This window comes from Desulfosalsimonas propionicica (genome assembly GCF_013761005.1).
GTDB classification, from domain to species: Bacteria; Desulfobacterota; Desulfobacteria; order Desulfobacterales; family Desulfosalsimonadaceae; genus Desulfosalsimonas; species Desulfosalsimonas propionicica.
Window position 1 is genome coordinate 43,387 of sequence record NZ_JACDUS010000014.1, and the last position, 15,347, is coordinate 58,733.

Genomic DNA, 15,347 nt, shown 5'->3' on the forward strand with positions numbered 1-15,347 from the left:
CTTGAGCCTTGAACCTTGAACATAACTTCCTGATTTTACTTAAAACTTAATCACTTAACACCGATGGAGTGACCCGAAATGGCTGACGATCTCAAAAAAATGTATAAAACCATCATGGACGATCACTTTCCGCCGCAGATGGAGATCTCCTTTGTGGACGGCGACAACCGCCAGACCCTGTTTTACGAAAAGGTGGACTGGGTGATCGAAGGGGTACGAAAGGGCCTGCGCTACGGGGAAAACCCCGGACAGGAAGCGGCTTTGTACCGGCTGGCAAACGGCAACCTGGTGCTGGGAGAAACCCGCACCATTGCCCCGGGCCAGTACCTGGCCTCAGACATCGAGCTGCTGCAGTCCGGCAAGCACCCGGGCAAAACCAATCTCACGGACGCAGACAACGCTTTAAACATCCTGCGCTACTTCACCGACACACCCTGTGCCATTATTGTCAAGCACAACAACCCCTGCGGGGCGGCCGTATCCGAATCCCTGGCAGACGCCTATGCCAAAGCCTACATGGCCGACCGGGTTGCGGCCTTCGGCGGATGCATTGCCGTCAACCGGGCCCTGGACAAGCCAACTGCAGAAGCCGTGGCCAACCAGTACGCCGAGGTGATCGTGGCCCCGGAATATGAAGACGGGGTCAGGGACATTCTGGCAAAGCGCAAGAACCTGCGGGTGATCCAGATCCAGAACATCGAGCGGCTCCAGTCCTTTGTGGGCCAGCGGGTGGTGGAGTTTAAAAACTTAATTGACGGCGGCCTGATCACCCAGTGGTCCTTTGTGCCCGAAGCCCGCAGCGAGGCCGACTTCAAGCTGGCTGAATGCGAATACAAGGGAGAGGTTTACCGCATCAACCGGCCGCCCACAAAAAACGAACTGGCCGACATCCGGTTTGGCTGGCTGCTGGAATCGGGCGTGACCTCAAACTCAGTGCTCTATGTCAAAGACGGGGTATCTGTGGGCATCGGAACCGGAGAGCAGGACCGGGTGGGCGTGGCGGAAATCGCCCGTGACAAGGCTTATCGCAAGCTTGCCGACCGCTACTGTTTTGAGCAGCATAACATGCCCTATAACGAGCTGGCAGACGGGGACAAAAAAAATGAAATCAACGCCCGGGTCAAGGCGGAAAAAGGCGGTTTGACCGGGGCAACAATGGTCAGTGATGCGTTTTTCCCGTTTCGTGACGGCGTGGACGTGGGCCTGCGCGAAGGGGTCACTGCAGTGGTGCATCCGGGCGGGTCTTTAAATGATTACCAGTCCATCGAGGCCTGCAACGAAAACAATGCCACCATGGTGCTGACCGGACAGCGCAGCTTCAAGCACTAATCATCTTGTTCGGGTTCGATCCAGTCGCAGGTGTAGGCCAGCTCGTCGATCCAGGTTCTGTCCCAGAGTTTGACCCGGGTGCAGTAGGCGGCGCGGCCGATTAGGTGGGCGGCCACCGGAGCGGTGAACAAAAGAAACAAAATGGCGGCAAAGGCGCGCAGGGTGGTGCTCAGGTCCATGTAAAACAGGGCCAGGGCCAGAAACATCAAACCCGAGCCCAGGGCCCCCGCTTTGGTGGCCGCGTGCATCCGGATGATGGTATCGGGCAGGCGCAGCATGCCCAGGGCGGCCACAAAGCAGAAGATCCCGCCGGCGAGCATGAAAAATGCCACGAAATATTGCATCATTTATCAATCTCCTCCTGGTTTTCGTCAATCCCGCCGGTTCTGGCCAGCCGCTCCCGGAACCGGGCCAGGGCCACGGTGCCCAGAAACGCGATCAAGGCATAGGCAATGGCCACGTCCAGAAACGCCTTTTGCTGTCTGTAGATCGACAGGGCCGCGAGGACGGCCACGATCAGAACGGAAATCAGGTCAAGGGCCACGATCCGGTCTGCCTGGCTCGGGCCGGCAAACAGCCGAATGAAAGCCAGCAGCACCGCCAGGGTCAGCAGCACCAGGGTGATTTCCGCGGCGATTTTTATCACCATGCTTTCCATAACCATTATCGCACGGCCTCCAGCACCCGTTTTTCAATTTTTTCCTTGATATCCCGGCGGGCGGTTTCCACGTCGTCTAAAAACATCATGTGCACATACAGGGTTTTGCGGTCCGCGGAAACATCCAGGCTCAGGGTGCCCGGGGTCAGGGAGATGATGTTGGCCACCAGCATGATCTCAAAATCGGTTCGGGCATCCAGGGGAACACCGATCACCGCCGGCCGGGAAAAATGCCGTGGCGTGATCACGTCCCACAAAACCCGGAAGTTGGAGACCAGCAAAAGCCAGACAAATGTGGCCGCAAGCCGGATGATATTGATCACCCGGGCGAAATATCCCGACGGCCCGTAAAGATGACGGGTGATCCACAGCGCCAGATACCCGATCACAAAACCGGAAACAAACCCGGTGGGGTTGAGCTGGTCCATGATCACGGCGAATCCGGCTGCCAGAAACAGGTTGAAGACAAACAGGTTGCTCATCTGCCACCTCCGAGTACCGCTTCGACATAAATGCCGGGATTCATAAGCTCATGGGCCGCAGAGCCGGCCAGGTTCACAAACGGGCCCGGCAAAAGCCCCATTGCCAGGGTAAGCATCACGAGCACCACAATGGGCGCATACAGCCAGAAATCACTCTGCCCCGGACCTTGTTTGTCAAGTTCCGGTTCCGGCACTGATTCTGCCGCCGGGGCCGGTTTCCAGAACGCCTCGGCCCATATCTTGGTCATGGAATAGGTTGTCAGCAGTCCCACCACAATGGCTGCGGCAGCGGCCACATAAGCTTTGGCCTCAAGCCCGGCGCGGATCACCAGAAACTTGGCCCAGAACCCGGACAACGGCGGAAACCCGGCCAGGGAAAACGCGGAAATAAAAAACAGGATCGTGATAAACCCGTGGTTTTTATAAAGCCCCCCGAGCCGGCCGAGGTCAAAGGAGCCGGCCTTTTGCCGGCAGACACCCGAGATCAGAAACAGGTTGGCCTTGACAATCATGTTGTGCACCAGAAAAAACACCGCCCCGGTCAGGGCCAGGGGCGTAAACAACGCCAGGCCCAGTACCATGTAGCCCACCTGGCTGATGATGTGAAACGACAAAATCCGCCTGAACTCATAGAATGCCGCCGTTCCGAGCACGCCCACGATCATGGTCAGCACGCCGGCTGCCAGCAGGATCCCGTGGGTATAGGCGATGTCAAAGATAAAAACCAGGGTAAACATCCGGATCAGGGCATAAACGCCTACCTTGGTCAGCAGCCCGGCCATAATGGTGGAAACGTCCACGGGCGGGGTATGATAAGACACTGGCAGCCAGAAAAACAGCGGGAAAATGCCGGCCTTGATGCCGAATGCGGTCATAAACAGGGCGGCCACGGCGGTGAGCAGGCCCTTGTGCTCCACCTGCTGGACTGCAAAATGCAAATCCGCCATGTTTAAGGTCCCGGTCATGCCATATAACAGCCCGATGCCCGAGATAAACAGCAGGGTGGCAAACAGGTTGATCATCACGTATTTCACCCCGCCGTCGAGCTGCTGTTTTTCCCCGCCCATGACCAGCAGCCCGAAAGAGGCCATGAGCATGACCTCAAACCACACGTAGAGATTAAACAGATCACCTGTTAAAAACGCCCCGCACACCCCGCCGATCAGGATATGCAGCAGAGGCTGGTAGCCCGCGGCCAGCATGCCCACGCGGATTTCGGCCCTGGAATAGGCGGTTACTGAAAGGCCCAGAATCCCCGTGACCGCCACGAGAATGGCGCTGAAATGATCGGCTGCCAGGGTGATACCGAAAGGCGCGGGCCAGGAGCCGATCTGAACCGTGACGATGCCGGTTTTGGCAACCCTTGCCAGCAGGAACATGCAAACCACAAAATGCACCAGGGCCCCGGAAATGGCCGCCCTGCCCTGCAGTCGAAGGTGATTTCGCAGGCACAGGGTCACTGCGGCCATGGCAAAGGGCACGATCACCGGAAGCACCACAAGCCAGTTCATGCGCCCTCCCCGCCCGGGCCATGAATACCGGCGACACCGGCCTGCCCGCCCTCTTCTGCGTCGCGCCCCTGCCGGGGCTCGGATACGCGCATCAGCTCGGTCTCCACGGTATCCAGTGCCTGAAAGGCCCGATAAAACAGGATAAACACAAAGGTCAGCAGCGCAAAGCCGATGACAATGGCGGTCAGTATCAAAGCTTGCGGCAGGGCGTTTGCCAAAGATTGGGCCGGAATCACCGCATCCGGATCAATCAGCGGCGGATGGGTCTGCGAAAGGCGGCCGGCCACGAAAATCAGCAGGTTCACCGCGTTGGTGGCCAGCACCAGACCGAAAATAAACCGGATCAGGTTACCCGACAGCATCAGGTACAGGCTTGCGGCCACCATGAAACCGCATATCACAGACAGCAGGGTTTCCATGTCAATCCTCTTTTATATCCGCTGCCAGATCCTCTTCCAGGGCCAGCACCAGGGTCAGAATCGCGCCCAGGACAATGGCATACACGCCCACATCAAAGAAAAACGGTGTGCCCAAAACAATTTCCCTGCCATTGAATTCGGCAATGGTCCACCACAGGCCGGTTAAAAACGTTTTTCCCGCAGCCGCGGCAGCCAGCCCGGAAACAAGGGCCGCCAGCATGCCAAAGCCAACCAGCCACAGCGGATCGATCCGGATGGCCCGGCGCACGGATTGCGCCCCTTCTGAAATGGCATACAGGGAAAAGCCCGTGCCCGCCACCAGGGCCCCGGAAAACCCCCCGCCCGGGGAATTATGCCCGCGCAGCAGCAGATAGACCGAAAACACCAAAATCATGCTCACCAGAAACCGGGTGGCCGTGGCCAGAATCACCGAGCGGGTCATGAGCTGTGCCTCCTTTTGCGGATCAGGGCATAGCCGGCAATGCCCGCGGCTGCCACCACGATGATTTCCCCCAGGGTGTCAAAGCTTCTGAAATCCACCAAAATCACGTTGACAATGTTTTTGCCGTGGGCCGCCAGGTAGCTGTTTTTCTCAAAAAAATCCGTCAGTGAGCGATCCAGGGGCGAAGACAGCACCGTGAGCATCAGGGTGGTGACCAGAATGCCCGTGGCCGCAGCCAGAGCACCGTCGAAAAACTTTCGCCCCCGCCCCCGCCTGTGGCCGGAACCCAGCGACGGCAGCCGGAGCAGAATAATAGAGACAATAATTACGGTCAGGGTTTCCACCAGTAGCTGGGTCAGGGCCAGGTCCGGAGCTCCGAAGGTGAGAAAAACAATGGCAATACCAGCACCCACAACGCCCAGAGAACAGATGGCCAGCAGCACCGAGCGAGTGATCACCACCGCGGCCACCGCAGCCAGAATCACAATGAGCAAAAGTGCCTGCTCCACCGGGGGCACTGTAATTGAAATACCGGTAAACCCTTGCATGCCGCGGACATAGCTCAAGGCGGCAACCGTGAAAAACGCAGCCACCACAATAAAAAAATAGCGGTGCAAAGACCCGTTCTGCAAAATCCGGTTCTGGGCCTTGCCTGCAGCTGCCACCGCGTTGATCACGTGTTCATATAATTGCGAGGCATCCAGGGAAACTGCCCGATACACCGCGCACACAACCCGGTTGACCCGTTGGCGGTTGACATACAAAGCCGCGCCAATGGCGAGGGTCAGCACGCTTAAGGCAAGAGGGTCGTTGATGCCGTGGAAAATGGCGAATTCCACATATTTTGAAGGTTCATGAATCGCCTTGACCGCCGGGTTGATCAAAACCCGGCCCACGAATTCCGGTACAACACCGAAAAAGATGGTCATCATCCCCAGTATCATGGGGCCGGACCACATGCGGATGCCGGCTTCCCTGGTTTCCAGATGAATCCCGGCCCGATCCGAGAGAAACGGGCGGATTAAAAAAACACCCGCCACGGCTGTCATCAGGCCGTTTGCCAGCACTGCCGCGGCCGCGGCCAGCCCGGGCATCATGGTTTCGGCCAAAACGCCCTTGTACATGATCTCCTTTCCGATAAATCCGAAAAACAACGGGAAACCGGCCATGGAAAGACAGGCGGCAAATGCGGCAAAACCCGTAAACGGCATGGACCGGGCAAGTCCGTCTAACCGGCCGATCTCCCGGGTGCCCGCCTGGTGATCAATAATGCCGGCCACCAGAAAAAGGGCGGACTTATACAGGGCATGCACCAGCAGAAAGGTCAGCACCGCGGTCATGGAGGGCGTGCTCTGCCCGCCCAGCAGCATGGTCATGATCCCCAAACCCGCCACCGTGGTATAGGCCAGAATCTTTTTGAGATCCGTCTGCCCCAGGGCGGTAAAAGCGCCCAGCACGGCCGTGAATCCGCCCACAAGCACCAGGGTGGCCTCCCAGGCGGCGGTTCCCCCCATGATGGGATGAAACCGGGCCAACAGATAAATCCCGCCCTTGACCATGGTGGCCGAGTGCAGAAACGCGCTGACGGGCGAAGGCGCGGCCATGGCATTGGGCAGCCAGAAATGAAACGGAAACTGGGCCGACTTGGTAAATGCCCCGGCCAGCAAAAGCACCAGAATGGGGATATAAAACCCGTGGGCCTGCAGATCGCTTGCGGCAGGGACCATCTGCGAAATCTCGTAAGTGCCCGAAGCGATCTGTAAAAGCAAAAAACCCGCCAGCAGGGCCAGGCCCCCCGCGCCTGTGACCAGAAGGGCCTGGCGGGCGCTTTTGCGGGAGTTTTCATGCTCGTGATCAAATCCAATGAGCAGATAAGAAAATATGGTGGTCAGTTCCCAGAACACAAACAGGGCAATGACATTGTCTGCGGTGACCAGGCCGAGCATGGAGAGCATAAAGGCGTGGAGAAAGAAGAAAAACCGGCCGGTGCGGGCATGGCCGTGCAAATAATCCACAGAGTAGAGGGTGACAAAAAACCCGATGCCCGTGATAATCAGGACAAACAAAAGGCTTAACCCGTCGATCATCAGCGACAGGTCCACGCCCAAAGCCGGCACCCAGGCTACGGCCGCGCGATAGCTGCTGCCGGCCATGATCCCGGGAACCAGGGCCAGGGCGGCGGCAAACAGGGCCAGGGGCAGCAGGGCAGAAAGCCTTGCAGCCAGGTGGATTTGATGATTGGACAAATGCGTGCTCATTTAAGGCAACCCGCCCTTAAACACTGTCTCCGAGCCGGCGCACCGTGATCATGTTTGTGGTGCCGGCCTCCCACATGGGATGGCCCGCGGTGATCACCACGAGATCGCCCTTTTTGGCATGCCCTTTTTCAATGGCAAATTCCGTTGCCCGGTCAAACATTTCATCCGTGTCCCTGGTGTAATCCATGAGCCCGGGCAGACACCCCCAGTAAAGGGCAAGCTGACGCACAGTCCGGATATCCGGGGATACAGCGATGATCCGGCTTTTCGGACGAAACCGGGCGATCTGGTGGGCGGTGTAGCCGCTTTTGGTGGTGGCGATAATGGCCCGGGCCGTGAGGTGATCGGAAAGAATGCAGGTGGCATGGGCCACGGATTCGGAAATCCGGGTCTGGAGAATTTCCTGAAAGGATTTTTCGTAAGGATATTTTTCCTCTGTGACCTTTGCAATGCGGCCCATGTATTCCACTGCGCGTACCGGGTGGCTGCCGGTGGCGGTCTCTTCTGAAAGCATCAGGGCGTCGGCACCGTCTAACACCGCGTTTGCCACATCCGTTGCCTCGGCCCGGGTGGGCCGGGGGGAGTCAAGCATGGAGCGCAGCATCTGGGTGGCGATGATCACGGGCTTTCCGGCCTCGTTTCCTTTCTCCACCAGCATTTTCTGGGTGCCGGGCACGTTTTCCAGGGGAATTTCCACGCCCAGATCCCCCCGGGCCACCATGATCCCGTCTGAAACGTCCATGATGTTGTCAATATCTTTTAAGGCCTCGTGCTTTTCGATCTTGGCGATCACGGGCGTGCTGCAGCCGGCATGGGCGATGATCTCCTTTGCCTGGCGCACATCCTCGGAACGGCGTACAAAGGACATGGCCACGTAATCCACATCCTGGGAAAGGCCGAAGGCCAGATCCGCCTTGTCCTTTTCCGTGATGGCCGGGGTGCGCACAGAGCCGGAAGGCAGGTTGATACCCTTGTGAGATGTCAGGGTGCCGCCTGTGATCACCTCGCAGTGCACCTCGGTTTTCGTGGTCCGGCTGACCACCATCTCCATGAGCCCGTCTGCCAGCAAAATGGTGTCGCCCACGGAAACGTCCTCGGGCAGGTGGGGATAGCTCACAGAAACCCTGTTGCCCTGCCCGGCTTCGGCCTCGCTGGTGGTCAACACCAGGGTTTCCCCGGTTTTTAGATGAATGCCCGGGGACTGAACCTCTCCCACGCGGATCTTGGGCCCCCGGAGATCCTGGAGAATGGCCACGGGCACCCCTGTTTCCTCAGAGGCGGTGCGCACCATTTGGATCATTTCCGCGTGCTTTTCCCGTCCGCCGTGGGAGAAATTGAGCCGGGCCACGCTCATGCCGGCATGGATCATGCGCGTAAGGATATGGACATCCGCACAGGCCGGCCCGATGGTACAGACGATTTTGGTCTTTGACATGCATCCCCTCCGGGGAGTTCAAGGTTTGATGGCGCCGTAAAAAGTGCAATATCTGCGTTACGCGCAATTTCTCAGAATTTCACGTACAGCTAAGTACGCTGCATTCTTCGAAATTGCGCAAGCCTTGATCTTGAACTGTTTACGGCACCATCTGAAATCAGACTTTTTACAGTGCCATCAAGACACTTAACCATTTAAAACTTAACACTGCCTGTAAAAAAACTTTTTACAGGCTCATCCCAGGTAGACGGTGAGCTTGTCACGGGCGGCGTCCACGTGCTGGAACGTTACCCGGGCCAGGTCTTTGGGCTTTAATTCCACCCCGGCGGATGAAGGCAGCCGGGCTTCCATGAGATAGTCCCTGAGCAGAATGGTATAGCCGTCGCGCCGCCTGTCCAAAACAATGGCCTCTGCCTTGCTGCCGATCATGCCCTCGAGGTATTTGAGAATCCAGAAGCGCATCCGGCGGTTTTGCACCAGCCTGGCATGGGTCAGGGGCGGCTGGAGCAACTGGAGAATCTCCTCGATCTGAGAGTCGGAATAGCCCTGCTCCAGGCCCAGACACGCCCGGAGCTGCCGTTGGGTGACCAGGTCGAAATACTTGCGGATGGGAGATGTGGCCGTGATATAGGCGTCCAGACCCAGCCCGGAGTGATAATCGGCCCGGGTGCCCAGAATCACCCTGGACAGCATCCGGCGCTGCATCCAGTTCTGAAACAAGGTTCCCTCGTCTGTGCCGGAATACAGGCGGCCCCGGGGATGGTTCTGGGCCCGGAAAATTGCCGGCATCTGCTTTTCCGCAAGAAACCGGGCCATAACCCAGTTGGCCATGATCATCATCTCGGCCACCAAAAGCCGTCCCGGGCTTTCCCGGTCCAGGACCCGCACACGGATATCGTCTGCACTGCACACCCGCAGGTACAGCTCAGGCAGCAGTATCTGCACGGCCCCGTTTTCCAGCCGCCGCTTTTTAAACGCCTGCGCCGCTGCATGCAGCGCGCGGATGCGATCATCGCTTTGGGCCACGGCATCTGTCTCGGAATAGCTCATCTGCCGGCTGACCCGGATCACCGAGGGCACGATTTCATAATCCACCACTTCCCCGTATGGGGTGACGGTAAAAAACGTGCTGATTGCCGGCCGCCGCTGTCCCTCAACCAGGCTGCACACATCTTCTGCCAGCGTGGCGGGCAGCATGGGAATTTTCAAATCCGGCATGTAAATGGACGTGCCCCGGGAAATGACATCCTGGTCGATTACCCCGCCCTTTTCCACCCGGGCGGCCACATCCGAGATATGCACGCCAATGCGCAGGTTCTTGCCGGCTTCCTGCACACTCAAGGCATCGTCATAGTCCATTGTGCCCTGGCCGTCGATGGTGATAATATCCAGCTCGGTCAGGTCCCGACGGTGGGCATCTTCGGGTATTTGATCCGCGGCGCCATCCAGTTCTGCTGCGTTTTTCAGAACCGGGCCGGGAAATTCCATTGGAATCTCGTATCGGTAAAGATCCAGGTTCTCGTGGGCCTGCCAGTGACCGGCGCGTACCATCACCGAAAATATGGACTCTGCGCTGTCCACGCCGGCCCGGGTGAGAATGGCCCGGGCCGTTGCCTGCCGGGCACTTTCCTTGCCGTAGAGATAGTAGGACTTGAGCAGTTCAATGACCTCAGGGTCCGCATCCGGCGGCGAACTGCCGTTGTTTAACACCGCGCGCACCCACTGGCCGCCTTCCTCAACGAGCTGCTGGCGCCGCTGTTCAGCCTCCTGGCGGGCAATGTTGTTTTCCACCACTTCTTCGGAGTGGGGATAAAACCAGTCGTGGCTGAATTTAAAATAAATGCGATTTTCAAAAAAAGCCCGGATCACGGCTGATTCCTGATCGCTGTCCGGCTCGCCGGAAAAACAGAACGAGGTCATGGTGTCCAGGTCGATCCATTCCTCCAGGCTGTGGACCGCCTCCCAGATTTCTTTGATGTTAATGTGGGCGCTTAAGGCCTGCCTTCGCTGACCAATAGTTTTCAGCGATTCCACCAGTTGATCGCGGCCCTGGGAGAGCTTGAGGGCTGTTTGCGAGACATGGGAAAGCCGGGCGGCCTTCTGGTTGATCTCCCGGTTATTTTCATTGAGCAGACGCAGCCGCTCGTCTTTTTGCTCCAGGACCACGGCGCAGATGATGCGCTGCTGGTCGATATATTCCACAACCGTTCCGGGTTCCATAAATTCCTGTCGGCGTAAATGATAAGTTTTAAATGAAAAACATATTGGCTGCCGCCGGGGCGGCAATATCATGACAATTCTATTATTTTTCAATATACACATTAATCCGGGCAGGCACAAGGACAGTCCGTATAAACAACCAAACCCGGCCAGACGGGTCGACAATGCACAAATCCTTGTTATCTTTGAAACCATACGAACAACTGCACAATCAATGCATCCAATTTCAGGGAGGCGGAAATGATATTGAGGCGTTTGACAGTTTTTGCTGCGGCACTGGCCGCGGCTTTTGGGACTATGACGGTGAACAGCGCTGCCCTTGCCCAGCAGAACAGCTATAACGGCTGGCACATGGGCCCGGGAATGATGGGCGGATACGGCTTTATGGGATGGTTCGGCGGCATATTTACCATCGTGATCTGGATCCTGATCATTGTGGGCCTGGTTTTGCTGATCCGGTGGCTTGTGCAAACCACCCGATCCGAACCCGGTGCATCAGCCGGAGCCGGGGCTTCAACATCCAGGGCCCTGGAAATCCTCAGGGAGCGGTATGCCAGAGGGGAAATCGACAAGGCCGAATTTGAGGAAAAGAAAAAAGACCTGACTTCATAGTATCGGCCTACTTGCGCTGGACAATAAAGGAGATCACCCGGTTGCCCTCGACTTCCTTGACCGTGACCACGAATTTGCCGATCACGATCTGCTCCTGCTCACGGGGAATCCGGCCGATCTGCTCTAAAATAAAGCCGGTAAAGGTTTCATAAGAAGACGATTCCGGGATATTCATGCGCAGCCTGGAATTGACAATGCTGATGTCGGCCGAACCCAGCACCAGCCATTCCTTGTCCCGGATCTTGACCACCGGGGGTTTGACAATGTCGGTTTCATCCACGATGTCGCCCACAATGGCTTCGAGCACGTCTTCAAGGGTCACCAGCCCGCAGACCTCGCCGTACTCATTGACCACGATGGCGGCATGCTCCTTTTTGCGCTTGAACTGATTGAGCAGCTGGTCGATCTTCTTGTGCTCGGGAACAAAATACGGGGCACGCATGATCTTTTCGATGTCCACCCCGGTTTCAGTACGGATTTCCTGCTTAAACAGGTCCTTGACATTGACCAGCCCCACCACATGATCAATATTGCCCTCGATCACCGGAATTCGGGTATATCCGGATTCCAGAATTTTTGCCAGATCCGGCTCTCCGCCCCGTTCGAGCACAAACATGTCCGCGCTCGGGGTCATGATCTCCGAGACATTGATGTCATCGAGTTTGATGATGTTATAGATCAGCTCGCGCTCCTCGGGATTGATCTGGCCGCCTTCATGCACCACGTCCACAAAGGTGATCAACTCGTCTTCTGTCACCGGCGGCGTGCCCCGGGCGGCGCCGGCCAGACGCGGGATAAAATTTAAGATCCAGATCACGGGCAGAAACACGTAGGACAGCCAGAACAGCGGCAGAATCACCACCCGGGCCACTGCCACGTTGTGCTGGGTGGCCACGGTCTTGGGAAAAATCTCGCCGAACACCAGGATCAGAAATGTCATGATCCCGGTGGCGATGCCCACGGCGTTGCTGGACAAATAATGCATGGCAACAGCCGTTGCCAAAGACGAGGCCGCGATGTTGACCAGGTTGTTACCGATCAAAATGGTGGACAGCAGCCTGTGGGGGTCTTCTTTCATCCGGAAAATCAGATCGTTGATCCGGCCCCCGGAATTGCCCAGGTAACGGGCCTTGGTTTTGCTGATGGAAAACAAAGCGGTCTCAGACGATGAAAAAAAGCCTGAAAGCAGTACCAGTACCGCCAGTATGACAAATTGTGGTGTCATGTTTCGTTTTGCTCCTGTGCCCCTGCTTTTTCAGGGGGCTCAAGCTTGCCGGTTTTCAGATAAACATCCTGCTGGGGAAAAGGAATGGTGATGCCGTGCTCCTTAAACTGCTTGTCAATGTCAGAGCGCACGTCTGTTTCAACGGTTAAAAACCAATCAATGTGGACCCAGAAACGCAGCTTGAAAACCAATGCGCTGTCCCCGAAATCCGAAAACAGCACCTCCGGGTGGGGCCGGCGCAGGATCCGGGGATGCTGGTAGGCCACATCCATTAAAACCTCCCTGACCAGCGCCACATCAGAACCATAGGCCACCCTTACCTCCACGGTCCTGCGAACCCGGGCGTCGCGGAAGCTCCAGTTGGTGACCACCTGGCTGATCAGATCGGAGTTGGGAATGATCAACTCCGCGTTGTCAAAGGTACGCACCTGGGTGGAGCGCACGTTGATTTCCCGGACCGTGCCCCAGATGGTGCCCATTTCAATGACATCGCCAACCTGAATGGGACGCTCGAACAGCAGGATAATGCCGCTTAAAAAATTATTAAAAATGTTTTGCAGGCCGAAACCAAGCCCGATACCCAGGGCACCGAAGACCACGGTCAGGGCTGTGGCGCTGATACCCACGGTGCGAAGGGCGATCAGGATGCCCACCATCCATAATACGTAACCGGTGATCCGGAGTATGGAATCCTTCAGTCCGGGCTCCATGTCCGCATCCTTCAGCACCCGGCCGCGCAGAAACTCCTTGAAGATCACGGTAAAGGTATGGACAAACAGCAGCACGATCAACGCATACACAAAGCCCATCAGGCTCAAACGGAAATCGCCGACCGTGACCTCGTAATTGATGGCATACAAAATATCCACCAGAAAGGTGCGGGGCGCCCCCCATGCCACAAAAAAGGAAAACAGGGCGGCTGCCAGGACCCCGATGCGAAGCAGCCGGACAATGAGCCACCGCACCGGATAGGGCCGGGCACTGAGCTCGTCTATATCCACATCATCGGAACGCTCAATGTGGGCGGCCACATCCGATTCCCGCAACACCCGATACAGGATAAACACCCAGAACAACAGCAAAGCGGTTTTTGCCAACCCGAAATACCAGTACACGGCCAACCCGCCAAAGCCCATAAGCTCAGCCAGCAGCCCCGGCAGCACCAGCCCGTAGCCCATGGCGATCAAAACGGGTTTGAGCAGCGGAAACCATGGATGCTCGGAAAATTCGGACCCGACGGTGCTGCGGCGGAATACATGAAAAAAATAAATGCACCAGCCCAGAAGCAAAAATTCAAAGATCAGCCGCCAGGCGATCAGGGTCATGCAATTGGTGCAGATCAACCGGCTGAAAAACAGATAACCAATGCCGTATAGCAAAAATCCCGCGAGCAGGCGGCGCAGGGGCGAGTATATGCGATGAAACAAGGGGTCTGCGGTTTGCCCGCCCAGGGCCTTTAAAAATATCCGGCCCCATCGCACCACCAGGATCAGGGCAAGCAGCCGGATGATCAGCGGCAGCAGGGAGAAAACCGGTGTGAGCTGGTATATGGGACGGATCGGGAAAAAATACAGGTAGGCCATGGCCCCGGCCCACGGCAGGGACTTTTGAAACAGCTTGAGCAGGACGTAATGCCAGAAACGTTCGTCATCCAGGCTTTTCTGCATCCGTGACCCGCAGAACCGGGTGCATACATACAAGATCGCCTGGAGCACGGCCAGCAAAAACAAAAACACACCCAGAAACAAGCTGTACTCCTCCCAGGTGACTATACCGGTTTTGGTCCAGGCGGTTTCAAAGATCAGGGTGCGGAGGGTCTCAAGGGATTGACCCAGATTGGTCCGCAATTCCCCTCTGGCCAGCCGCAGCATCGGGCTGGGATCGTGCTGCAGAATGCGGCTTTTTTTGCGCGCCTCGATCTGTTCATCGATCTTGTCTCCAAGGGGACGAATTCTTTCCACCAGCCTGCTGAGGCGCTGCTGTTGATCCTTATAAATTTCAAGGATCTGCTCAATCTTGGCCTGCTTGGTTTCAAGCAGGCCAATAAGGGCGTCGAGTCTTTCGGCCAGTTCGCTGCTAAGGGCCACCTGGGGGGGCCGGGTTTTGAGTTCCGTACGCTGATCCGTATAAGACGCAACCTGCTCACGGGTCTCTTCCAGGGCCTTTTCCCACTTGCCGATTTCATCCTTGATGTTTTTAAGCTGTTCCTGAATGTAGCCCACAGCAACGTTTTGGCGGCTTTTGGCCTGTTCCAGTTTCCGGGCATCCACCGAGGGCAGCAGAAGGAGATTGGAATAGGTGGATTCCATGAGCTGAATCCGGCTCATCCGCTCTTTCATCTCTTCGGCTTCGGCCTGAAGGGACTCAAGTGCTGTGGAAACCCGGTTCAGTTCCTGTTTTTCCACCACCATGGCTTCGCCAAAGGATTGGGTCAGGCTCTGATAAAGCCGGCTGGCCGGCTGCTCGGTTGCGGTTTCCTGGGCTTCATTGACGGCCTGGTCCTGCTGGGCCCGGGGGGCCGGGGACAAGGCCAGAAAAAAAACCACCGCAACGGCCGCAAACCACGCCCAATGGCCGCCGGCTGCAGGCTGCCGGTATTTCTGACTTCCGGGAAAGTATCTGCTGGATCTCATTGCCAACTTTCAAACAGGTAGAATCAGCCGGGACAAGGGCTGGCCCGGAAACGAATCTGATACGAAAACAGACGGTGAAAAACAATTGCGCCGTAACTTTTTCTTATCACAGAGCGATATCAA

At 56.9% G+C, this 15,347-nt stretch carries 13 protein-coding genes; 2 read left to right on the top strand and 11 right to left on the bottom strand.

Translation table 11 applies throughout. The features are described from left to right. Positions 1 to 78 precede the first annotated feature (78 nt). Entirely contained in the window at positions 79 to 1,329 is a 1,251-nt protein-coding gene (locus HNR65_RS16130; RefSeq protein WP_181552558.1) for an IMP cyclohydrolase, read from the top strand. Here HNR65_RS16130 and mnhG read toward each other — a convergent pair. From mnhG to HNR65_RS16175, 9 genes are all read right to left on the bottom strand, one after another. Next, a complete protein-coding gene (gene mnhG, locus HNR65_RS16135) occupies positions 1,326 to 1,676 on the bottom strand; it encodes a monovalent cation/H(+) antiporter subunit G (RefSeq protein WP_181552559.1) in 351 nt (116 codons plus the stop codon). The genes HNR65_RS16130 and mnhG overlap by 4 nt on opposite strands. After that, complete coding sequence (locus tag HNR65_RS16140; protein WP_220128421.1) at positions 1,673 to 1,993, bottom strand: MrpF/PhaF family protein; 321 nt, start codon at positions 1,991 to 1,993, stop codon at positions 1,673 to 1,675. Before HNR65_RS16140 ends, mnhG begins: the two co-directional genes overlap by 4 nt. After that, positions 1,993 to 2,469 (bottom strand): Na+/H+ antiporter subunit E, encoded by a 477-nt coding sequence (locus HNR65_RS16145; RefSeq protein WP_181552560.1) that lies wholly within the window; start codon positions 2,467 to 2,469, stop codon positions 1,993 to 1,995. Before HNR65_RS16145 ends, HNR65_RS16140 begins: the two co-directional genes overlap by 1 nt. Next, positions 2,466 to 3,980 (bottom strand): Na+/H+ antiporter subunit D, encoded by a 1,515-nt coding sequence (locus HNR65_RS16150; protein WP_181552561.1) that lies wholly within the window; start codon positions 3,978 to 3,980, stop codon positions 2,466 to 2,468. The genes HNR65_RS16145 and HNR65_RS16150 overlap by 4 nt, the downstream gene beginning before the upstream one ends. Beyond that, positions 3,977 to 4,399 carry a Na+/H+ antiporter subunit C gene (locus HNR65_RS16155; RefSeq protein WP_181552562.1) on the bottom strand — a complete coding sequence of 141 codons (423 nt, stop codon included), beginning with the start codon at positions 4,397 to 4,399 and terminating at the stop codon, positions 3,977 to 3,979. The genes HNR65_RS16150 and HNR65_RS16155 overlap by 4 nt, the downstream gene beginning before the upstream one ends. A 1-nt stretch (position 4,400) precedes the next feature. Then, the gene (locus tag HNR65_RS16160; RefSeq protein WP_181552563.1) at positions 4,401 to 4,841 is read right to left on the bottom strand and encodes a Na+/H+ antiporter subunit B; all 441 of its coding nucleotides are present in this window, start codon (positions 4,839 to 4,841) and stop codon (positions 4,401 to 4,403) included. Then, a complete protein-coding gene (mbhE, locus tag HNR65_RS16165) occupies positions 4,838 to 7,099 on the bottom strand; it encodes a hydrogen gas-evolving membrane-bound hydrogenase subunit E (protein WP_181552564.1) in 2,262 nt (753 codons plus the stop codon). Before mbhE ends, HNR65_RS16160 begins: the two co-directional genes overlap by 4 nt. A 16-nt stretch (positions 7,100 to 7,115) precedes the next feature. Beyond that, entirely contained in the window at positions 7,116 to 8,534 is a 1,419-nt protein-coding gene (gene pyk, locus HNR65_RS16170) for a pyruvate kinase (RefSeq protein WP_181552565.1), read from the bottom strand. A 234-nt stretch (positions 8,535 to 8,768) separates the two neighbouring features. Further along, positions 8,769 to 10,754 carry an RNB domain-containing ribonuclease gene (locus HNR65_RS16175; RefSeq protein ID WP_181552566.1) on the bottom strand — a complete coding sequence of 662 codons (1,986 nt, stop codon included), beginning with the start codon at positions 10,752 to 10,754 and terminating at the stop codon, positions 8,769 to 8,771. Positions 10,755 to 11,051: 297 nt separating this feature from the next. Here HNR65_RS16175 and HNR65_RS16180 point away from each other — a divergent pair, with 297 nt between their 5' ends. Next, on the top strand, positions 11,052 to 11,366 hold the full coding sequence (locus HNR65_RS16180; RefSeq protein WP_220128422.1) for an SHOCT domain-containing protein: 315 nt from the start codon (positions 11,052 to 11,054) through the stop codon (positions 11,364 to 11,366). Positions 11,367 to 11,373: 7 nt separating this feature from the next. Here HNR65_RS16180 and HNR65_RS16185 read toward each other — a convergent pair whose 3' ends face one another. Both HNR65_RS16185 and HNR65_RS16190 read right to left on the bottom strand, forming a co-directional pair. Further along, complete coding sequence (locus tag HNR65_RS16185) at positions 11,374 to 12,591, bottom strand: hemolysin family protein (protein WP_181552567.1); 1,218 nt, start codon at positions 12,589 to 12,591, stop codon at positions 11,374 to 11,376. Next, a complete protein-coding gene (locus tag HNR65_RS16190) occupies positions 12,588 to 15,224 on the bottom strand; it encodes a mechanosensitive ion channel domain-containing protein (RefSeq protein WP_181552568.1) in 2,637 nt (878 codons plus the stop codon). Before HNR65_RS16190 ends, HNR65_RS16185 begins: the two co-directional genes overlap by 4 nt. Between the last annotated feature and the right edge of the window lie 123 nt (positions 15,225 to 15,347).